This is a genomic window from Paraliobacillus salinarum (assembly GCF_014083865.1).
Taxonomy (GTDB): domain Bacteria; phylum Bacillota; class Bacilli; order Bacillales; family Amphibacillaceae; genus Paraliobacillus; species Paraliobacillus salinarum.
In genome coordinates this window covers 79,116-99,056 of sequence record NZ_JACEFA010000005.1, presented here as the reverse complement: position 1 = coordinate 99,056, position 19,941 = coordinate 79,116, and the positions used below count along the sequence as shown (strand labels likewise).

Sequence of the window (19,941 nt, the reverse complement as noted above, 5' to 3'; positions counted from 1 at the left end):
GTTTGTTAAAAGAAAATATATCGCCTATAATTGTATTGGATAAAAAACAAAGAAACCAAACTATTCAAATATAGAATAGTTTGGTTTCTTTTTTATCACAAAATCGTTTGTGAATATTATGCTTCTTGTGTTTCTGGCAATGGATATACGCTCACTTTTTTACGGTTACGTCCAACACGTTCAAAGCGAACAACACCGTCTGTTTTAGCGTAAAGCGTATCGTCTCCACCACGTCCTACATTGACGCCTGGATATACTTTTGTTCCGCGTTGACGGTAAAGAATAGATCCACCAGAAACAAATTGCCCATCAGCACGTTTCGCGCCTAGACGTTTTGACTCTGAATCACGACCGTTCTTTGTACTACCCACACCTTTTTTAGATGCGAAAAATTGCAAATCTAAACGTAGCATTGGTTTGCACCTCCTTATTTTTCAGAGATGGTAATATATCGACCATAATCACGTTCGATGGTTTCTAATGATACAATCATTCCTTCAAGTAACAACTCAGCACGTCTGCGTGTCTCTGTCGTTAACTTTTCAGGAAGCTCGACATGTAGATATCCACCTTCGCCACCTTGGCCAATAATTGGCTCAATCTCACAAAGCTTTATTACAGCATTTACGGACCCAAACGAAACGGCTGAAACTGCTGCACAAACTAAATCATGACCAGCAGGACCACTTTCTGCATGTCCGCTTAACTCAAAAGCGTAAACTTTCTTATCCGATTTACGATAAATCGTAACTTTAATCATATGAGTCAACCTTACGCATTGATTTTTTCAATCGTTACTTTTGTATATGGCTGACGATGACCTTGTTTACGGTGGTAGTTCTTTTTAGGTTTGTATTTGAATACAGTTACTTTCTTTTGACGACCTTGCTTTTCAACTTTCGCCGCAACGGTTGCACCTTCAACGTAAGGAGCTCCGACTTTTACATCATCACCACTAACGAAAAGTACTTTATCAAAAGTTACTGCTTCTCCAGCTTCTGCTTCTAATTTCTCAACATAAACTGTTTGTCCCTCTTCAACTTTAACTTGCTTACCACCAGTTTCAATAATAGCGTACATACTACCTGCACCTCCTTCAAAAACTCAGACTCGCCATACAGGTGTTGTAAAATACAACTTATATGTTACCTGTTCTGTGCGGTTGTAGCAACGGGTGCTACGATGAATAACGTATTGATATTATCATGAATCAAACTAGTTTGTCAATAACTCGATCCTTATTCTTTTCGATATATTCATCAATTAATTGTTCTGTCCCTGCTCGTTTAATGTGAAACCCTTTTACGCCTTTTGAATGCTCAAAATAAATCGATAAATGAATATTCGCTTCTATCTTTTCATGATCGATATATTGGTGCCACAATTCAATTACTTTTGGTTCTACTTGAATAAGTAATGCCTCCACATTATTTGATTGATATTGGTACAATGTACGTTCCAAACTAAACACAAAAGAAATTGGGGAATAATTAATTTTTTTAGTTTCGACTGTTTCACCAAGTAATTTAGCAATGGAAGGAGCTTCCCTCTTACGCGTTAACTCAAGTAGACCCAACTTCGTAAATCCGTATATAACAGAATGAGCACGATCAGACTTAAGGGCTTTTTTTAATGCCTGAACTAATTTCGGTTGGTCTTTAGTAGATTTCATATTTATAAAATCAATGATAATAATACCAGATAAATTACGTAAACGAATTTGTTTAGCAATAGCATTTGCTGCGATAATATTCGTTTTTACATAAGTTTTATCATGGTGATAACTATCAGTAAAACCTCCAGAGTTCACATCAATGACAACCATTGCCTCTGTTTCTTCTATTGTTATAGTAATTCCATTTTGCAAAGTTACTGTTGGATCAAGTAATTGCTTGTACAGTTGATCCATTGATGTTGGTAAAGCTTGTTCTAGTGCATTTTTATACTTAATGCATTTTGCCATTGTTGGATACCGCTCTTTTAATTGCTTACTACGGTAACTACTATCTAGATTGATCTCTTTAATCTCATCCAGTTTGTAGCTACGTATTAGTCGATCAGCAACCGAATCATTAAAAAGTAGAGACGGAGCCTTGCTTAATTTAACCTGATGGAATAATTGATTCATCTGAGCCTGTAAAAGAAGAAATTCTGTTTTAAGTATGTCGTCTTCTACCTCTGAAGCAGCTGTCCGAACAATGATTCCTTCCTCTTTTTCACGCAGTGTAGTGAGCAATACTTTTTTAGATTCAATTATTGACGCAGACAGTTTTTTAGAAACAACAACATGCCTTCCGTATGGCAAATAAATGAGGTGCTGGCCAGGTAGAGTAATATTAGCTGTTAATTTGGCCCCTTTTGATTCATATGCATCTTTCATCACTTGCACGATCAATGTTTGTCCTTCTGTTATAATGGATTCTATTCGTTTGTCTGGACTAAAAGGCAGCTCTTTTCGTTGTAAAAACCCTTTTTTTTCTGCCCCAAAATCAATAAAAGCTGCTTGTAAGCCTTTTTCAATGTTTTCTACTTTTCCTAAGTAAATATTGCCAACTTGTTGCGGGTGGTCTGGACGATCGATCAACAGTTCTTTTACTTGATTGTCCTCCATAGCTATGGCTATTTTTTCGGTTGTTTCATCAAAGATATAAAGGGAAACCACAGATAAACCTCATTTCTACTAATTTTCACGCACGTCTTCAACCGTTGCTAAATACTTTTTCAATATGAAATATGTATAAAGGCATTGCTCTTCATTCCTCACACGTAAACTATTCTGAACATAGATCTCATGATGGTAGCCTCTATGAAATTGACTAAATAAATCAATTAATTTCGTTTGTGTCGGTACTATAATGGGTCGCTTTTTTTGTTTAGCATACTTTGTCTGTTGTCGATTCAATAAAAAACGGATAAACACATAAAAGCGTTGTTTCCATTCTAATCGATTTTCCCATAGGATAAAAGCAAATAATAATAATGTACTAAATGCTACGGTTTGTTCATATAGCATGAAAGCTACTAAAAAGAGGCAGAACATGATGGATGTAATGATTGTCATCGAATGTGCTTTACGAAATGGATATTGAAAAGATAAAATGGTCAATAAAATCTTCCCACCATCTAAAGGAAAAATAGGCAGTAGATTAAAAAAGCAAATCGTCCAATTATATTGATAAGCCAAACTCAATAATGAATCTGAAAGTAAAGCATGTTGCTCGATCCATTGCAATAAAAAAAATATCCCTATATGTTGAAAGGGACCGGCTAATGTTATGACCATTTCTTCATGCAAGGGACGATTTGCATATTCATCTGTTTCCATCACTCCCCCAAACATCCATAGCATTACCTTTCTTATTTTCCACTTGTAAAATTTGGCCGCAACAAAATGCCCTGATTCATGTATACATACAATCGAGAAAATGATGATGAATTCCATGATCGTACCAGTCAATAACGAAACGGTTAAACTAAACCATAAAGTTGGGTGAATAACAAGTGGTGGCAGTTGATTACGAAGCATCATCAACTTGAATCACCTGCACTGGATCAAGATATTGATTGTTTTTCTTAATAGCAAAGTACAGCTCCTTTTCATTGTCCTTTGACGGAGAAAATACACCTATTTGCTGATTTGCTTTAATAAATTGATATTGATTAACCTGAATGTCAGATAAGTTTCCATAAATCGATGTACTTTTATCGGGATGTTGCACAATAATCGTTTTGTTTGTCTTTCTATCATTTCCGGCAAAAATAACCGTTCCACCATCCATAGCGTATACCTTTAAAAGCTCGTCCGCTTTAATCATAATCCCTTGTCCATTTGCTTGAAATGACTCACTAATCGTTCCGTTTACCGGTAAAGCAGAAACAGGTTCCGTTTGTATTGTTGTATCATTAGTAACCAATGCTAATGGTGAACCAAATTGTTGTTGATACCAATGATTGACGGTTGCAAATGGGAATTCTTCAGTCAAAGCAGTAGTCGCCCATTGCTTCGGTTTAGCTAACCATGACTGGTCGACTTGATGACTGATTGTAAAAAACATAAAGATAATTGCGGCAATCATTGATTTTAATAAAAATGAGGCGTTTCGTTTGTTTTTATCTGAAGATGTAGAAGTTGATGCAAATGTTGGCATGTAACCGTGTTTTTCTTCATCGTCTAAAAAATATCTATTAGTAGACGTTGGTAAGTGGTTTGTTTTTCTTTGACTAGCTGGTATTTTTTTTTGTTTACGTCGGGCGATTTCTTTTCTAATCTGTTCCACATCTTTTTTCATTAGCTTCACTATCCTTCATAAACGATTTGTACAAGTCTATGAACAAAATAGGTTTAATATGAACAGACTTTGATAATTCACTTTAGTTCCATTAAGATTACGACCAAAACAAAAAGTATTTACGTTTGAGCGTAAATACTTTTTGTTTTTTTATGAACGCATGCCGAAGAATTTTTTCACTTTTGAGAACATACCTTTTTCGTCTTCAAAGGATTGTAAAGGTACTGATTCCCCTAAGATTCGTCTACTAATATTACGGTATGCAATAGATGCTTTTGTGTTTGGTTGAAACGCAACAGGTTCACCATGATTTGATGCCTTAATTACTTCATCATCATCAGCAATAATACCCAGAAGTTCGATTGATAAAATTTGTACGATTTCATCAATATCTAGCATATCTCCATTTTTCATCATATGATTTCTTATTCGATTGATTACTAGTTTTGCAGGTTCAATATCCTCTTTTTCTAATAAACCGATAATACGATCCGCATCACGTACACTTGATTTCTCAGGTGTTGTTACAACGATCGCTTTATCTGCTCCAGCAACTGCGTTTTGATAACCTTGTTCAATCCCAGCAGGACAATCAATTAAAATATAATCAAACTCTTGTTTTAATTCTGAAATCATTTTCACCATTGCTTCAGGTGTTAAATCTGTTTTATCACTTGTTTGCGCAGCTGGTAACAAATACAAATAATCAAATCGCTTATCTCTAATTAATGCTTGTTTTAGTTTACACCGTTCTTGTGCAACATCAATGATGTCATAGATAATACGGTTTTCTAATCCCATCACTACATCAAGATTTCTAAGCCCTATGTCTGTATCCATCAAACAAACTTTCTTATCATTTAATGCTAATGCCGTTCCTAGATTGGCGGTTGTCGTTGTTTTACCAACGCCACCTTTCCCAGAAGTGATTACAATTGCCTCACCCATTTAAAATTCTCCTTTCAAACCCATTTAAATCTGGTCTTTTTTGTGTAAGAATTTGCAATCGATCAATGACTATTTTTTCTTCCTTTTCATCAATAAAGCCACATTCCATATAGACACCTGTGGATTCATAATCGGGTGATCTACTAATATGATCTGCGATGCGCAATTGTGTTGGTTGCATATAAGACGCAGCAATGACCGCCTGTCGGTTTCCGTGAGTACCTGCATGGGCAATCCCGCGCAAACTACCTAAAACAAAGATGTTACCGGTTGCTACTAACTTTCCACCAGGATTGATATCACCTATTAGTAACACATCACCTACGATTTCAACCACCTGACCTGAACGAACCATTTTAGTAATAACTTTCAATTCACTTTCATTCTTCCATGTTAAAGCATCTTCTTTTAAAAGAACATTTGATTCTATAGCTTGTACTACCAACTTATGTTTACTTCTGATTAAATCACGAAGCTCCTGTTCTTGCTCTTTATGTAAATACCGATTACCTAGGTGAATTGTCACGGTGATCATAGGAGCATCTTCATCCATATATTCAGTCGATAAGACGCGCTCTAATTCATTTAACACTGTCCCAAACGAACAGGAATCATCTATATTCAATGTTAAGCCATCCCGTGTTCCTTTAATTGTAATCAGTTGCTTACTTTTTGTCACGGTTGGTTCACCTCATTCTTCTTTATCATTAACATTTTTTTAAATAATAGCTAAAATACACTTATTGCGAACATAATATATTTTAAAAATACAGTAGCTATTTGTTTATAATACTCTTGTCAAAAATTATTTGTTGGAAAAACGGTTTTCTGACCAGGTTAAAAGACGGTTCTTAAAAATAGGGTATAACAAACAAAAAACAAGAATATTAAAGCCAAGAGTTGGTAAAAGCCGACTGAAAAGGTAATCGGTAAACAGCATTTTATTAATTCCAATAGAATAATACGCAAAAGATACACCGCTGTCCACTAATATAACACCTACGATTACAAGCAATAATGTTACAAAAAAGTTAGCGTGTAATACCTTTCGAACACCATGAATGAAATAGATAACAAGACCATAAGCAAACATGTAGACACCGATTATATCTGTATAGATAACATCTCTCATTAAACCGATGATAATTGCAGCCAAAATAGAGTAGTATGTTTTTTCTAAATCATAAAATAATCCCATTAAAATAATGAAGATAAATGCCCAGTGTGCAACAAGTAACCAGCCTTGTTGCAGCATAGCATTTGGAATAAAGTCATAACCAATACCTTCTATTACAAACAAGAAAAGGAGTAAGAGTGGAATATAAATACGTGACATTACTCTTTGTCCTCCCCTTCTGTTTCTTCTATTGCACCATCCATTTGTCGATCAATTACTATAACATGATAGATGTCAGACAAATCTGCAGACGTCTCTACATATGCTACTTTACTTAATCCATACTGATCCATTGTAACCTCGGTTATTTTCCCTATTTCTAATCCTTTTGGAAACACACCACCTAAACCAGAAGAGAAGACATATGAATCTTCTTTAATTTCATGATCATAGTCAGTGAATTCAAGCAATAGTGATTCTCTTTCTTCATCGTAGCCTAAGATAAATCCACTAGCATCTTCTTCTTTATCAGGTAAATTTACTTTAACTGAAATTCGATTAGAACGGTCAAAACCATTTAACAATAGTACAGTAGAGGAAAATTGTGAAGTCGATTGAATTTTACCAATCATTCCTTCACCTGTAATAACAGCCATATTCTTCTTTATCCCATCTTGAGTTCCCTTGTTAATTGTAACCTGCTTAAACCATTGCTCAGGACTTCTTGACGTAACAGATGCCTGAATCGGTCGATAAGCATCAATATTATCAGAATCTGTTTTATCTATGATTGACTCCAGCTTTTTATTTTCTTTACGAAGCTCTTGTACTTCATAAAGTGTTTGTTGATACTGATTAAGTTCTTCCTTTAATCGCTGATTTTCATCGTACACATTTTTCATATCATCGATTGCGGTAAAAATAGATGACACATACTCAACTGGTGTATGAATAATTTGTTGCAACCATCCTGTCGCATCCTTAGCGAATTGCTCTGGAGCAGATAGTTTTTCTCGATCACTCATCGAGAATCCAATCAAGCCAACAAGGATAATGATTCCTATTAGTATGGTAAATAATCTTTTCCTGCGAAAAAAAGACATGCATGAACACCCACTTATTCCATTGATCTAGTAGCAATATTTGGCTGTGATTTAAAGTGTTGAATATAATCTAATGATTTTCCAGTTCCTATCGCTACACTATCTAAAGGAGATTCAGCAAGAAAAACAGGCATTTTCGTTTCATCACTTATTACCTGATCTAACCCAGCAAGTAAGGCTCCTCCACCGGATAACACAATCCCACGGTCCATTATATCTGCTGCTAGCTCTGGAGGTGTTTTTTCTAATGTATTTTTTACAGCATCTACAATAGCGCTAATTGTATCATTTAAAGAACTAGAAATTTCTTTAGCAGTTACTGAAATTGTTTTAGGTAGGCCTGTTAATAGATCTCTTCCTCTGATATCCATTTCGGCATCCTCTGTCGGTTCTCCTGCATAACCGATATCCATTTTTATAGATTCAGCCGAGCGCTCACCAATCATTAAGTTATATTTTTTTCTAACATATTGAATAATTGCTTCGTCCATATCGTCACCAGCAACTCGAATAGATTTACTTGTAACAATGCCGCCTAACGAAATAATCGCTACTTCTGTTGTTCCCCCACCAATATCAACAATCATACTTCCGGTTGGTTCCCAAACTGGTAGACCAGCACCAATAGCGGCGGCAAATGGTTCAGCAATTGGATATGCCTCTTTTGCTCCTGCTTGTTTTGTCGCGTCAATTACTGCTCGTTCTTCTACCATTGTAATCCCTGAAGGAACACAAACCATCACATTTGGTTTTCTAGCAAAAGCAGAGCGATTTTTTTGTGCTAAACGAATATAGTACTTCATCATTGCAGCAGTTGTATCGTAATCTGCAATCACACCATCTCTCATCGGGCGAATAACAGAAATATTTCCTGGTGTTCGACCAATCATATTACGTGCGTCGCCACCAACCGCTTCAATATCTCCTGTTGAATTGTTGCGAGCAACGACAGAAGGTTCCCTAACAACGATCCCTTTTGATTTCATATAAACTAACGTATTTGCAGTACCTAAATCTATACCTAAATCCTGCGAAAAATTAAATGCCAACTTAAATCTCCCTCTCTAAAACACACAATGTCTAATTGATTTTTTCAAATTTGCATCCATGAAGTAATATTTTTCATTATAAATATCATAACATGAAAAGGCTAGGACGATATTTCGATTTATCATAACAATTAGCGCCAAACACAAGAAAATCTTGTAAAATGGCGCTAATAAGAATTTCGTCTATACAATTATACGAAAAAATACAAAAAATAGATAGTGCTATACATATCCTTTTTCTTTTAATGAAATAAATTTATGATCACCAATAACTAGATGGTCTAAAAGTTCTATACCGATCATCTTACCACATTCGGCTAACCTTTTTGTTACTTGAATATCTTCTTGTGAGGGAGAGGGATCTCCAGAGGGATGATTATGACAACAAATGATTGATGCAGCAGCACGTTTAACTGCTTCTCTGAAAACTTCACGAGGATGTACAATCGATGCATTAAGGCTTCCAATAAACACGGTCTGTCGATGAATAACTTGATTCTTCGTGTTCAGAAAAATAACAACAAAATGCTCCTGTTTCAACATGCGCATTTCTTCCATTACGAAGTTAGCGCCATCTTCTGGACTTCGTATACAATAACGTTCCTGCGGCTTGAGTTGATTGATCCGGTTACCTAATTCAATTGCGGCTAAAACAATAACCGCTTTAACCGTACCAATTCCTTTAATTGCTGTTAATTCTTCTAATGTGGAATCACGCAATAAGTTAATTCCTTCAAAATGCATGAGCACTCGTTGTGCCAGCTGTTGAACAGACTCTGTTTTTGTGCCTGTCCCTAAAAGAATTGATAACAATTCTTGGTTGGATACTTGTTGTGCCCCTAATTTAGCTAAGCGTTCTCTAGGGCGATCTTGCATTGGTACATCTTTCATTGTCACATGTGTTTTACTCAATGTTCCACCTCATTCGCAAAATTAATATTATTATTATTAGTTTACGAATATGGCCAATAGAAAACAAATGGTCAAAAAGATATAAACAGCATAATGATTTAGTCTAAAATTAACCTACATTCAGTAATTCATAGGTTTTCTGACAAATTATCTATTGTAAATAATGATTTTGATATGAAAATTACAATTGATCATAATGGTACCAGATGTTTAACAAATGTTCATGACGTTTTTCTTTTGTTTTCATTTTAGAAAACGTACTAGCTGTTTTTTTGAAACTGGTTAACGCGTCTGACATTTCTTTTGGGCCAGATTCTACCCAATCATTCCACTCTACCAATTTATCTCCAATTACTTTTTCATCCGAAACGTTTTCTACTATGCTCATGAATAGTGAGGCAAATTCCTGTAGCCATTTCCCTTCTTCTGCAGATAATTCCATTGCCTTTTCCTCTGTACTCCACTGACGTACATACCCTTCATAATTCGATTCAGCTAACTTATCAGCCATTTGTTCCCCTTTTTCTTTCGTCCCGTGGATACTTGTAATTAATCGAACGCCATCATCAGACTTCCAAGAAAAAGCATTGAAGCCAGCCTGTTCTAACTTTCCTTTCCATTCACTGGCTTTGTCTTCAGTAGAAAACATCCCTGCTTGGACAATAAATGCTGAGATACTAGGTAGTATGATAGATGATGTTTCAGCGCCTGATTTCTTTTTACCATCTTCCTCTTCATCATCTACTATGATAGATTGATTCGATGATACAGTTGCGTTCGGCTTATCGATCTCGACGAACATTTTCAGGACACCAAACCCAAAGCCGATACCTACTATAATCGCCAGACTGGTTGTTAATAGAATAGATTTAAGATATCGATTTTTCTTCTTTTTTGGATTAGACATAGAATAAACTGGTGTTCGTCGTTCCAATTCATCTATTTCATTATCCTGACTGTCAATTGAGGCAGCCTGCTCCTTATACCAATCATAAGATGGATCTACTTTTCGTTTGTTTGCTTCTATATTTTCATTGTTTAATTTCACAACAATTTTATCATCACCGCGCATAACTCTCTCCCCAATCTCAAAGCCTGTTTTGCCATACTCTATCACAGTTCAACTAAAAAGAAAGGCGAGTTTTGTCTATTGCTATAAACAATTTTTCAACAAAAAAACGAATCATTAACTATTGAAATACATAGTTATCATTCGTTCGACAATCCACATTTAATTTTTTATAAAAGTCATAACTGATTTTATTCAGAGCTAAACGCTGTTATATTGACAATAGCCTTCATTCCACTTTCACTATTTTGCTCATACTCAAGCTGTCCGATCTCCAATATTCGCTCTGCATTTGTTAATTCGTCGATAAAATTGTACATTGCATCATAATTACCCGCGTTAAATTCAATCGAGTAGTTTGTTGGGATTAAGGCTGGATAAGATTCTGGTAAAACAGAAGCTTCACTAGCTACTATTTTTGAGATTTCAATGTCCGATGCCTCTTCTAACGCTTCTATTTCTACTAGTAATTGATCAACTAATAAAGTTTTTGGCAATTGTTTTTCTAATTGTTCATTACGTACGGTTGCTTCACCAATTGCTTTTTGATTTGCTTTTACTTCTTTAATTAACTTCTCTTGGGATACTATCTCTTCTTCAAGCTGCTTCAGTTCTTTTTGCGTTGGATTAACATATTTATAGAAACCTAATACTCCCCCAAGGATAAGCACAAACACTATGACGATTAAGGCGATTGAATAACTTCTATTCCATTCTATTTTCATTTTAATCAGCTTCCTCTAATAAAGAATCTTTATTAACAGCAAACGTGAATTCAGCTACATACTGATCGCCCGTTTGCTCTAGTTCCACTAATTCGGCTTGCTCAACAAAAGAAAAGCTACGCATAGATTGAACAAATTGAGACGTCTCTTCAATGGATTCTGCCCTCAATTTCACTCGTAATCCATCAGTGATCGTGAAAGTATAATGCTGAATAGTAGATTGCTCAGGTAACGTAGCATTGGTTTGTTGTAATACGTGAGAGCTTGGAAAAATAATGCTTTGTAAATGCTCTATATCCCTTTCTATCACATTAACTTGTTGAATCACTTGGCTTTCCTGTCTTATTTCATTGAGATGAATATTATTTTCAGCATAGACCTTCATTAGCGACTCTTGTTTACCCTCTAAAAAATTTTGATATAAAAAGAAACTTAATCCTATTAGCAAAGCACTGAATACAAAAAAACCAACTAAGATATACGGAGAGGCATTTGTTTGTTTCTTTTCAACTAAATTAACTTCTATCATATGATTGAACTCCTATACGTTTTAATATGGGATATAAGTATCTATTTTCTTAACGTTAGGCCATATAGTTCCGTGTATGGTAGTGGAAGCTCTTGATGATTTAATAACGTGAGAACAGTCAAATTGAACCGATCTTCTAATAATTGTTTTATCTCTGAGTGATAGGTAGAATCTCCAGCTAACGCAATACTATCAATTTGTGCGCTATTATTCATAACAGAATATTGATAAAAATCCATAAAACGCTCAATAGTGATAAGCTGTTCATCAACTACTCTTTGAAAAGTTTCTAGTTCGACTACGCTAGAAATATTATCTTCCACTACTTGATCATGTTCGGGTAGACTCGATCCTTCAAGCTGAATGTGTCGATTAAAATATGGTCGATCATTATGAAATACTGTCAAAACAACATCGTCTTTTCTCCATTGAATTATTAGTACATGTGACTCTTTTTTGATTAATTCATGTGCAGCAAAAGTGCGATAGACAGATAAAAAAGAAAAGTCTGCGATCGTCAATTTACAATTTGCTTGGCGAAAAACATCGATGTATGTCTCTAAGCGATCTTTCGGGTATGCAAATAGCAAAATGTGATTCGAATCTTCTTCCCGTTTAATTACTTCAAAATCAATGACTGGATTTTTAAACGGCAATCGAATCGTTTTATCTAATTCCATTTGTATATATTGTTTAACTTCATCACCACTTAATTGCTTCGGAACCTTTTCATCACGTAATGTAACAAAAGCGTCAGGAACACAAAAGGCTACCTCTTTATTTCTCCACTTCTTCTCTTTAACTAATGTTTTTAGAATGCCGATTAATCTAGGCTTATCAAGAATTTTTCCATCTTCTATTAAACCAGGCTCTAATTTAACTTCACCATGATCACTTGTTCTATTATTTTGATACAGATACCGAATAACATGATCCGTTATCATCATATTAATTCGATCTTTTTTGAGAAGTCCCATTTTCATCCGTCCTTAAAAAAATGATGTCATATACCAATTTAATATGTCTTGTCCGAAAAAATAAGTGATACAAGCAGCTATACAAATAAACGGACCAAACGGTATTGGTGATTTACGATCTACTTTTTTTCTAATGAGTAATATTGCACTACCTATTGTTCCTAATAAAGTAGAAAGAAAAAATGTCAGTAATATACCTTGATAACCAACAATCAATCCTAGTAAAGCGAATAGCTTCATATCTCCTGCTCCCATCCCACCTTTACTAATGAGTATAATGAGAAAAATCATAATAAATCCTAACAGCGAGCCAACAATTGGAGACCACCATGGATCAAGTGGTGATAGCATGCGCACGAGTAGGATTAAAGGTGAAAAAAACAGAAGAATTTTATTGGGGATTAGCATATATTTTATATCAGAAACAATGACGATCGCACATAGTGACACAAGTAATAACGCCATTAGTAATTCGATTTGAAAACCGATTAAATAGTAGCTTAGTGCAAATAATAAAGCTGTAAATAATTCCATCGTTGGATAGATGGATGAAATACGCTTCTTACACCCTCTGCACTTTCCAGTTTGAAGTATATAGGACAGAATCGGCATAAGTTCATACCAAGATAAGTTTTTATTACATTGTGGACAATACGAGCGTTTTGACTCTAAAAAATTATTCGTCGGGATTCTTAATCCAACAACATTAAAGAATGAACCAAACACACTTCCAAATATAAAAAATAGAATTGTAATAGTTAGCTCCATTGTATTCTCCTAGATATGTAGAGAGACCCCTAGTACAAGGGATCTCTTAAGATGGGTGATTTTAATCATTAATCACTATACGTAAACTTATTTCCGCTTTTTGTAACGCTACCGCTAGGAAAATCTGAGTCATCACTATCTTCTAAATACCCTGCACTAACTAATTCTTCAACTGTCATTACATTCTCAGTTGCGCCTGTAAATTCATTATTGGCATCTGCTAACTTTGCAGCATCAATTATTAATTCTTTTTGACTTTCACTAGCGTCAGTTTCCGCTTTATCAATAATGCTACCAATAGCCGGCACTGCGATTGCAATAATAATACCTAAAATAACAATTACCGCCAACAGCTCAACTAGTGTAAAACCTTTCTCATTACGAAAAACCTTTTTCAACTTGTTTACCATTTTGTTACCTCCCCTATTTTATATAAAAAAAAGACTCACATCATCAAACTCATTCATGGTGTCAGTCGGTTGCACTACTCGCTCCAATCTATCAAAGTGCCCAGATAAAGATAGATCTTCTTCACTCCTATATTCATTTCTAACAATTACTATTATACTATAAAACTGGTAACTGTCTATAACTTTACTACTATATTTTTGATTATTTTTAGATATTTTCAAATAAACTAAACATTGGGATGACAATTGATAAAACAATTGCTCCTACAACAAAAGCTAAGAAAATAATCATGACAGGTTCGATCAAAGATTTTAATTTATCAGAGCTTTCATCTAGTTCTTGCTCATAGAATTCCGATACTTTTTTTAGCATCGCATCCACCGAGCCAGTTCGTTCTCCTACTGTGATCATTTGTGTAATTAATCTAGGAAATATCCAATGTTTTTTCATTGGTTCCGTCATTGATTCTCCTCGTTCCAATGAATCTTTGGAGCTTTGTAGCACTTGTTTCATCACCTTGTTATCAATCACGTTCTCCGTAATAGCGACTGCTTGTAAAATAGGAACAGAACTATTTAATAATGAACTTAAAGTTTGAGTCATTCTAGCTAACAAGGCTTTTTGAATAAATACACCGAATATCGGAATTCTTAATTTTAATACATCCATATAGTAGGACATCGTTGGGTTTTTATCCAACAGACGTACAGAAATCACACCCATGAAAGCAATAAATAGCAACACCCACCAATATGTTTGAACCACTTCACTGATCTGTAAAACGACTTGCGTGTAAGCTGGAATCTCTTGATCAAATGATAGAAACATATCCGTAAATATAGGCACAATGACCGCTAATAAAAATATAGTAATAACAACAGCTACAACTCCAACAACCATTGGATAGGTCAATGCGGTTACAATTTTCTGCCGCAGTTGGTATTGTTTTTCGTAATAATTGGCCATTCGATTTAGTATTTCATCTAAATTACCACTTACTTCCCCAGCTCGCACCATACTAATAAATAATTCTGGGAATAGTCGAGGGAACTCCGTCAATGAATCTGATAAGCTAATTCCTTCTTCCAATGAATATTGCACTTGGTTTAACGCTTTTCTTAACGGTTTACTTTGTGTTTGTTCTTGCAGAATAACTGTCGCCTCAACCAGGGTGATTCCTGCATCAATTAATGTAGCAAACTGTCGCAAAAAAATAACAAAGTCCTTATTCTTAACAGGACTACCAATATAAATATCCTTATGTAATAATGGGTTCAGTTCCTTTAGTTCAAACAAGATAAGATCATTTGTCTTTAAATGTCTAATTGCTTCCTTTTCTGTTTCACTATTAACTTTTCCTTTGATCAATTTTCCTTCGAGATCTTTTGCTTTATATGAGAAATACTTCATTCGCTTCACCTTCTTTCTCTACTTGCAATGAATTTAATAGTTTTAATCTTTCAAATATGCTGCCGCATGTTTTTCACTTATCATACCTGCTTGCAATAATCGTTTAATATCCATTGTCATCGTGTGCATGCCAAACTCTTTTGATGTTTGCATTGTATTAGGAATCTGATGCATTTTTTCTGAACGAATTAAATTTTTAACAGCTGGTGTATTGATTAATATTTCTGTTGCTGCTACTCTTCCTGCTCCCTTTAGTAAAGGAAACAATCTCTGCGAAATGATTGCCTCTAATACGTTAGCAAGTTGGACTCTAATTTGTCCTTTTTGATGAGCAGGAAACACATCAATAATTCGATCCATCGTAGATGCTGCACTTGTTGTATGTAAAGTACCTAAAACTAAATGACCTGTTTCTGCAGCTGTTATGGCTGTTGATATCGTCTCTAAATCTCTCATTTCACCTACTAAAATGACATCAGGATCTTGTCGTAAACATGCACGTAAACCTTTTTGGAAATTCATCGTATCAAAGCCAATTTCACGTTGGTCAATTAGACACTGATTATGTTGATGCAAATATTCAATCGGATCTTCTAACGTTATAATGTGACGATTCATTCGTTGATTCATATAATCGATCATCGAAGCTAATGACGTACTTTTCCCGCTTCCTGTAGGTCCCGTTACTAATACTAACCCTTGTGATAATTGCGCAACTTCTTTGATTACATCAGAAAGATTTAAAGACTCAATTGACGGAATGGATGTCGGGATAGTTCGAATTGCTAACGAAAGACAATTCCGCTGAAAATAAATATTCATTCTGAAACGCGAAACTTGCTTCACTCCATGTGATAAGTCCAGCTCACGCTCTTTCACTAACTTGTCCCATAATGCTTCGGTTAAAATCCCCTTTGCCATTCTTTCTGTATCTTCTGGTTGTAGTTTCTTTTCACCAAAAGGTTGTAGTCTTCCATCAATTCTAAATACAGGTTTTGATCCGACTGTTAAATGAACATCTGATGCGTTCTTTCGGTGTGCGGATATTAGTAAATCTTCCAAATCATAATGCATGAAATTCACCTACTCTTCCGTTGCTACTCGTAATACTTCATCTATTGTTGTTAAACCATTTTTTACTTTTAACAATCCATCATCTAATAAAAATCGCATTTGGTTATCTTTTAAATATGCTTTAATTTCAGACATGTTTGATTGATTCATCATTAAACTCTTTACTTTTTCGTCAATGATTAATAATTCGTGGATTGCTAACCGTCCGCGATATCCTGTATGTCTACAGCCATCACAACCTGGTCCTTCATATACTTCATTTATCTCTATTGGACGGTTTTTAAGGATTTGCTTTTCCATCTCAGAAATAGGACGCTTTTTTTTGCAATCCGGACATACTTTTTTTACCAAACGTTGTGCCATAACCGCAGATAATGCAGAGACAACAAGATAAGGTTCAACACCCATATCAAAAAGACGGGGAATTGCAGCAATTGCACTGTTGGTGTGCAGTGTACTAAATACTAAATGTCCAGTAAGTGCTGATCGGATAGCAATCTCAGCCGTTTCTCTATCTCGAATTTCCCCAACCATAATAATATTTGGGTCCTGTCGCAATATTGATCGCAAACCTTTAGCGAATGTCAACCCAACAGTACTGTTTACTTGCACTTGGTTAATCCCTTCCAACTGATATTCCACTGGATCTTCAATTGTAATAATGTTGACATCTTCCTGATTAAGCTCATTTATCGATCCATATAAGGTTGTTGTCTTACCAGAACCAGTGGGGCCTGTTAGCAAAATTAACCCAGATGGTTGTTTAATTGCTTCGCTATATTTATTTAGTGTCGCTTCAGAGAAGTCAAGCTCTGTTAATGTTTTAAATATATTAGATAAATCTAAAATACGAATAACAATTTTTTCACCGAAAACAGTTGGCAAAGTAGAAATACGTAGATCAACTGGCTTCGTATCAATCATTAACCGAATTCGACCATCTTGCGGTAATCTCGTTTCAGTAATATTTAATTCTGATAAAATTTTCACACGAGCAATTAGTGCATTTTGTAATTTTCTTGGTACTGTTTTTTCAGAACGCAACGTACCATCCACTCTATATCGGATAATTACTTTCGTTTCTGTCGGATCAATATGAATGTCACTAGCTTTCATTGTTACACCAGTTTGTAATATTTGATCTAACACACGAATAGCTGGCGCGTCATCTGCATCCATCTCATCGTCTGTATAGACGCTACCCATATCATAATATTTATTAATGGCTTGAAGGATATCATCTTTTGTTGCAATGACTGGTTTTACGGTAAAACCAGTTGAAAGCTCTAAATAATCAATAGCGTAATAATCTAACGGATCATTCATTGCAACAGTCAATATGTTTTCTCTTTGCTCGATCGGTAATAAGATATATTGTCTCGCAAAATCCTTTTGAACTAAATCGATCAGCTCGACATCAATTGAAAAGCGATATAAAGAAACACTATTAATTTTTAAATGAATCTCTAAAACTTCTAACAGTTGTCGCTCTGTGATATACCCTTGCTCAACTAATGCATCGCCTAGCTTTTGCTCTGGTTTTTTCTGTTCTAGTGCCTGAATAATTTCTTGCTCTGTAATTAGCTCGTTTTCCTTTAAAACATCACCAAGTTTTCGTTTCGTTCGAGTAACCATGAGATACCTCGTTTCGTGTTAATTTTCTTACATCAATTTATTTCTACCGATGGTTCTTTTGTAATTAAATCATCATCTGATGTTGAGCCACCTGAGTCAAAAGGAAATTCGCTTGACATATCTTTATACGTAACACCAGTCCCACCACTACCAGTCAATGAATTTCCAATTAATGTTCCTGTGATCTTTGCTCCACCCTTGACATTAACATTTGCATTCGGGGCTAGTAATAATAAATCCGAAAAAGAACCACCATTAAAAGTTACGTTGTTACCTCCAGTAACAATAAATCCTTTAAAGCCCCCACCACCGCTTAGCGTAACATCAGCAGCTTCAGCAAATAACGAACCATTAATGTTTGTACTACCAGCTAAATTCACACTTTTATTACCTGCTAAATAGACATTTACTTGGTTAATCGAACCTCCAGTGTTGACTTCACTTCCTGAACCCACTGCTAGTTTATTTTTAATATAAAAATTAACGGTTCCTCTCCCGATAATCTTTACCTTCCCATTTGTTACATTTAAATTGTTAACGACAATGTCAACATTCTGATTGTTTGTGTTAATTTGTAAATCGTAATTGCTATTTATAGATATATTTTTTAGAGATATATCTTCTGACAAATTTAATGTATAACCGTCTGCTTGATAGTTGGTTATATTCAAATCTCCATTCTTAATAACATCAAAGCTTCCAACCCTCTCATCATCTGCTAGAGGATAAGAAGGGAAAACCGGAAACGAATCAACAATCTGGTGATATGCTGTCCAAGGTAATATATCTATATTTGGTTTTACTCCCGGTGGTGTTCCCCCTGAATGATTCAAAGCCTGATCAACGGCAACTTCTGGCACATATGCAAATCCATCTGTAATTGATGGGTTCCCACGCATATTGATCGTGTTAGGATCAGATGATTTAATATAGACATTTCCTTTTAAAGCTGATGAGCCTGATAAGTTAATATCATTTTTAACGATTGCTACTGCTCTATCTGGAATATTCAAGACATTTCCTGATGTCCAATTAATCTGAAAAGGGCGTGTCACTGTACGGGCTCTTTCACCAATTACACCTTCTGATACAATTTGATAATTTCTAGGATTTGTAGTATTTAGCTCTTGGATGGATATATTCGCTGAGGGGTTATCTTCAAATACACTAGAAAAGTTAGTCAGTACTTTGTTATCTAACTCGTCTAGCTTGTTATTAAATGTTGTATAAAATTCTGCTTGATTACTAGTGGTATTATAGACATCTTTAACAATAGTTTCTATTGAAGCATACGTTTGGTTAGCCCCACCCTCTGCAATATAAAAAGTTGATTGATACGCACGATCAACACTGGATAAATTCACATTGGCAAATGAAGCGGTAGCTAGTGCTGTACCTAATAAAGACAATACAGTTAATGTCATCAATACAGTAGCTAAAATGGAACCATCTTCTTCTTTCCATCGATCTTTTATAGAAAAAAACACCGACTTTCACCTACTTCCTTAGGTATAATATTGTCGATAAGCGTTGTTGTTCATTTCCTCCAACAGCTGAACTAGCTATCGTAATATCTAGTTCTAAATCATTTTTTTCAACTTCAAATACTCCAATTCGATCACTCATTGGAGTTCCATTCTTTAATACTTGTGGTGCACTGAATTCATAGCTATCTGATCCGATATTTAACACATTACCAGACACACTTATTTGACTAGAGTTATGTGAACGTATTTCCTTCGTTAACGTTGCCATGACGTAACGAACCTGATCCTGTTGTTCTATTATTTCTGTTTGATTTTTGTATTGCTTCTGGCCAAACATCATAGCAGAACCTACTAGCATAATAATGATGGACATTAAAGATAGAACAGCTAACAACTCGACTAATGTAATTCCTTTTTGTTCCTTCCACATGGAAAACA

At 35.1% G+C, this 19,941-nt stretch carries 23 protein-coding genes, 1 riboswitch and 1 other annotated feature; all 23 genes read right to left on the bottom strand.

What is annotated here, in order from left to right; all coding sequences use genetic code 11:
- Positions 1 to 116: 116 nt before the first annotated feature.
- Positions 117 to 413, bottom strand: a complete 297-nt coding sequence (gene rpmA / locus HP569_RS07045) for a 50S ribosomal protein L27 (protein ID WP_182200466.1) — start codon at positions 411 to 413, stop codon at positions 117 to 119.
- Positions 414 to 427: 14 nt separating this feature from the next.
- Complete coding sequence (locus tag HP569_RS07040) at positions 428 to 760, bottom strand: ribosomal-processing cysteine protease Prp (RefSeq protein WP_182200465.1); 333 nt, start codon at positions 758 to 760, stop codon at positions 428 to 430.
- An 11-nt stretch (positions 761 to 771) separates the two neighbouring features.
- A complete protein-coding gene (gene rplU, locus HP569_RS07035; protein WP_182200464.1) occupies positions 772 to 1,080 on the bottom strand; it encodes a 50S ribosomal protein L21 in 309 nt (102 codons plus the stop codon).
- A 16-nt stretch (positions 1,081 to 1,096) separates the two neighbouring features.
- Positions 1,097 to 1,174 (bottom strand) — a sequence feature (ribosomal protein L21 leader region).
- A 36-nt stretch (positions 1,175 to 1,210) separates the two neighbouring features.
- Entirely contained in the window at positions 1,211 to 2,662 is a 1,452-nt protein-coding gene (locus HP569_RS07030; protein ID WP_182200463.1) for a ribonuclease E/G, read from the bottom strand.
- Positions 2,663 to 2,680: 18 nt separating this feature from the next.
- Positions 2,681 to 3,529: a M50 family metallopeptidase gene (locus tag HP569_RS07025; protein ID WP_182200462.1), complete on the bottom strand. Its 849-nt coding sequence runs from the start codon at positions 3,527 to 3,529 to the stop codon at positions 2,681 to 2,683.
- Positions 3,516 to 4,289 (bottom strand): M23 family metallopeptidase, encoded by a 774-nt coding sequence (locus HP569_RS07020; RefSeq protein WP_182200461.1) that lies wholly within the window; start codon positions 4,287 to 4,289, stop codon positions 3,516 to 3,518. Before HP569_RS07020 ends, HP569_RS07025 begins: the two co-directional genes overlap by 14 nt.
- 150 nt (positions 4,290 to 4,439) lie before the next feature.
- Entirely contained in the window at positions 4,440 to 5,237 is a 798-nt protein-coding gene (gene minD, locus HP569_RS07015; RefSeq protein ID WP_182200460.1) for a septum site-determining protein MinD, read from the bottom strand.
- Entirely contained in the window at positions 5,230 to 5,916 is a 687-nt protein-coding gene (gene minC, locus HP569_RS07010; RefSeq protein WP_182200459.1) for a septum site-determining protein MinC, read from the bottom strand. The genes minD and minC overlap by 8 nt, the downstream gene beginning before the upstream one ends.
- A gap of 126 nt (positions 5,917 to 6,042) precedes the next feature.
- Positions 6,043 to 6,573: a rod shape-determining protein MreD gene (mreD, locus tag HP569_RS07005; protein WP_182200458.1), complete on the bottom strand. Its 531-nt coding sequence runs from the start codon at positions 6,571 to 6,573 to the stop codon at positions 6,043 to 6,045.
- A complete protein-coding gene (gene mreC, locus HP569_RS07000; protein ID WP_182200457.1) occupies positions 6,573 to 7,457 on the bottom strand; it encodes a rod shape-determining protein MreC in 885 nt (294 codons plus the stop codon). The genes mreD and mreC overlap by 1 nt, the downstream gene beginning before the upstream one ends.
- 14 nt (positions 7,458 to 7,471) lie before the next feature.
- Complete coding sequence (locus tag HP569_RS06995) at positions 7,472 to 8,506, bottom strand: rod shape-determining protein (protein ID WP_182200456.1); 1,035 nt, start codon at positions 8,504 to 8,506, stop codon at positions 7,472 to 7,474.
- Between the two features lie 222 nt (positions 8,507 to 8,728).
- The gene (gene radC / locus HP569_RS06990; RefSeq protein WP_182200567.1) at positions 8,729 to 9,397 is read right to left on the bottom strand and encodes a RadC family protein; all 669 of its coding nucleotides are present in this window, start codon (positions 9,395 to 9,397) and stop codon (positions 8,729 to 8,731) included.
- A gap of 202 nt (positions 9,398 to 9,599) precedes the next feature.
- Positions 9,600 to 10,535 carry an SPOR domain-containing protein gene (locus HP569_RS06985; protein ID WP_182200455.1) on the bottom strand — a complete coding sequence of 312 codons (936 nt, stop codon included), beginning with the start codon at positions 10,533 to 10,535 and terminating at the stop codon, positions 9,600 to 9,602.
- Between the two features lie 143 nt (positions 10,536 to 10,678).
- On the bottom strand, positions 10,679 to 11,212 hold the full coding sequence (gene pilO, locus HP569_RS06980) for a type 4a pilus biogenesis protein PilO (RefSeq protein ID WP_182200454.1): 534 nt from the start codon (positions 11,210 to 11,212) through the stop codon (positions 10,679 to 10,681).
- Position 11,213: 1 nt separating this feature from the next.
- Positions 11,214 to 11,741 carry a hypothetical protein gene (locus tag HP569_RS06975; protein WP_182200453.1) on the bottom strand — a complete coding sequence of 176 codons (528 nt, stop codon included), beginning with the start codon at positions 11,739 to 11,741 and terminating at the stop codon, positions 11,214 to 11,216.
- Positions 11,742 to 11,782: 41 nt separating this feature from the next.
- The gene (gene pilM / locus HP569_RS06970; RefSeq protein ID WP_182200452.1) at positions 11,783 to 12,718 is read right to left on the bottom strand and encodes a type IV pilus biogenesis protein PilM; all 936 of its coding nucleotides are present in this window, start codon (positions 12,716 to 12,718) and stop codon (positions 11,783 to 11,785) included.
- A 12-nt stretch (positions 12,719 to 12,730) separates the two neighbouring features.
- Complete coding sequence (locus HP569_RS06965) at positions 12,731 to 13,486, bottom strand: prepilin peptidase (protein WP_182200451.1); 756 nt, start codon at positions 13,484 to 13,486, stop codon at positions 12,731 to 12,733.
- A 68-nt stretch (positions 13,487 to 13,554) separates the two neighbouring features.
- Positions 13,555 to 13,896, bottom strand: coding sequence for a prepilin-type N-terminal cleavage/methylation domain-containing protein (locus HP569_RS06960; RefSeq protein ID WP_182200450.1), 342 nt, complete (start codon positions 13,894 to 13,896; stop codon positions 13,555 to 13,557).
- A gap of 54 nt (positions 13,897 to 13,950) precedes the next feature.
- A riboswitch (cyclic di-GMP riboswitch) is annotated at positions 13,951 to 14,034 on the bottom strand.
- A 70-nt stretch (positions 14,035 to 14,104) separates the two neighbouring features.
- The gene (locus HP569_RS06955) at positions 14,105 to 15,307 is read right to left on the bottom strand and encodes a type II secretion system F family protein (protein ID WP_182200449.1); all 1,203 of its coding nucleotides are present in this window, start codon (positions 15,305 to 15,307) and stop codon (positions 14,105 to 14,107) included.
- Between the two features lie 42 nt (positions 15,308 to 15,349).
- Complete coding sequence (locus HP569_RS06950; protein WP_182200448.1) at positions 15,350 to 16,381, bottom strand: type IV pilus twitching motility protein PilT; 1,032 nt, start codon at positions 16,379 to 16,381, stop codon at positions 15,350 to 15,352.
- A gap of 9 nt (positions 16,382 to 16,390) precedes the next feature.
- Entirely contained in the window at positions 16,391 to 18,016 is a 1,626-nt protein-coding gene (locus HP569_RS06945) for a GspE/PulE family protein (RefSeq protein WP_182200447.1), read from the bottom strand.
- 32 nt (positions 18,017 to 18,048) lie between these two features.
- Entirely contained in the window at positions 18,049 to 19,503 is a 1,455-nt protein-coding gene (locus HP569_RS06940; RefSeq protein ID WP_182200446.1) for a DUF7305 domain-containing protein, read from the bottom strand.
- Positions 19,504 to 19,513: 10 nt separating this feature from the next.
- Positions 19,514 to 19,933, bottom strand: coding sequence for a PilW family protein (locus tag HP569_RS06935; RefSeq protein WP_182200445.1), 420 nt, complete (start codon positions 19,931 to 19,933; stop codon positions 19,514 to 19,516).
- Positions 19,934 to 19,941: the final 8 nt, after the last annotated feature.

What these genes read in the sequence shown, in the direction of transcription:
- rpmA (WP_182200466.1), bottom strand. Translation starts at nt 413, where the DNA reads ATGCTACGTTTAGATTTGCAATTTTTCGCATCTAAAAAAGGTGTGGGT.
- HP569_RS07040 (WP_182200465.1), bottom strand. Translation starts at nt 760, where the DNA reads ATGATTAAAGTTACGATTTATCGTAAATCGGATAAGAAAGTTTACGCT.
- rplU (WP_182200464.1), bottom strand. Translation starts at nt 1,080, where the DNA reads ATGTACGCTATTATTGAAACTGGTGGTAAGCAAGTTAAAGTTGAAGAG.
- HP569_RS07025 (WP_182200462.1), bottom strand. Translation starts at nt 3,529, where the DNA reads ATGATGCTTCGTAATCAACTGCCACCACTTGTTATTCACCCAACTTTA.
- HP569_RS07020 (WP_182200461.1), bottom strand. Translation starts at nt 4,289, where the DNA reads ATGAAAAAAGATGTGGAACAGATTAGAAAAGAAATCGCCCGACGTAAA.
- minD (WP_182200460.1), bottom strand. Translation starts at nt 5,237, where the DNA reads ATGGGTGAGGCAATTGTAATCACTTCTGGGAAAGGTGGCGTTGGTAAA.
- mreD (WP_182200458.1), bottom strand. Translation starts at nt 6,573, where the DNA reads ATGTCACGTATTTATATTCCACTCTTACTCCTTTTCTTGTTTGTAATA.
- mreC (WP_182200457.1), bottom strand. Translation starts at nt 7,457, where the DNA reads ATGTCTTTTTTTCGCAGGAAAAGATTATTTACCATACTAATAGGAATC.
- radC (WP_182200567.1), bottom strand. Translation starts at nt 9,397, where the DNA reads ATGAAAGATGTACCAATGCAAGATCGCCCTAGAGAACGCTTAGCTAAA.
- pilO (WP_182200454.1), bottom strand. Translation starts at nt 11,212, where the DNA reads ATGAAAATAGAATGGAATAGAAGTTATTCAATCGCCTTAATCGTCATA.
- HP569_RS06975 (WP_182200453.1), bottom strand. Translation starts at nt 11,741, where the DNA reads ATGATAGAAGTTAATTTAGTTGAAAAGAAACAAACAAATGCCTCTCCG.
- pilM (WP_182200452.1), bottom strand. Translation starts at nt 12,718, where the DNA reads ATGGGACTTCTCAAAAAAGATCGAATTAATATGATGATAACGGATCAT.
- HP569_RS06965 (WP_182200451.1), bottom strand. Translation starts at nt 13,486, where the DNA reads ATGGAGCTAACTATTACAATTCTATTTTTTATATTTGGAAGTGTGTTT.
- HP569_RS06960 (WP_182200450.1), bottom strand. Translation starts at nt 13,896, where the DNA reads ATGGTAAACAAGTTGAAAAAGGTTTTTCGTAATGAGAAAGGTTTTACA.
- HP569_RS06955 (WP_182200449.1), bottom strand. Translation starts at nt 15,307, where the DNA reads ATGAAGTATTTCTCATATAAAGCAAAAGATCTCGAAGGAAAATTGATC.
- HP569_RS06950 (WP_182200448.1), bottom strand. Translation starts at nt 16,381, where the DNA reads ATGCATTATGATTTGGAAGATTTACTAATATCCGCACACCGAAAGAAC.
- HP569_RS06945 (WP_182200447.1), bottom strand. Translation starts at nt 18,016, where the DNA reads ATGGTTACTCGAACGAAACGAAAACTTGGTGATGTTTTAAAGGAAAAC.
- HP569_RS06935 (WP_182200445.1), bottom strand. Translation starts at nt 19,933, where the DNA reads ATGTGGAAGGAACAAAAAGGAATTACATTAGTCGAGTTGTTAGCTGTT.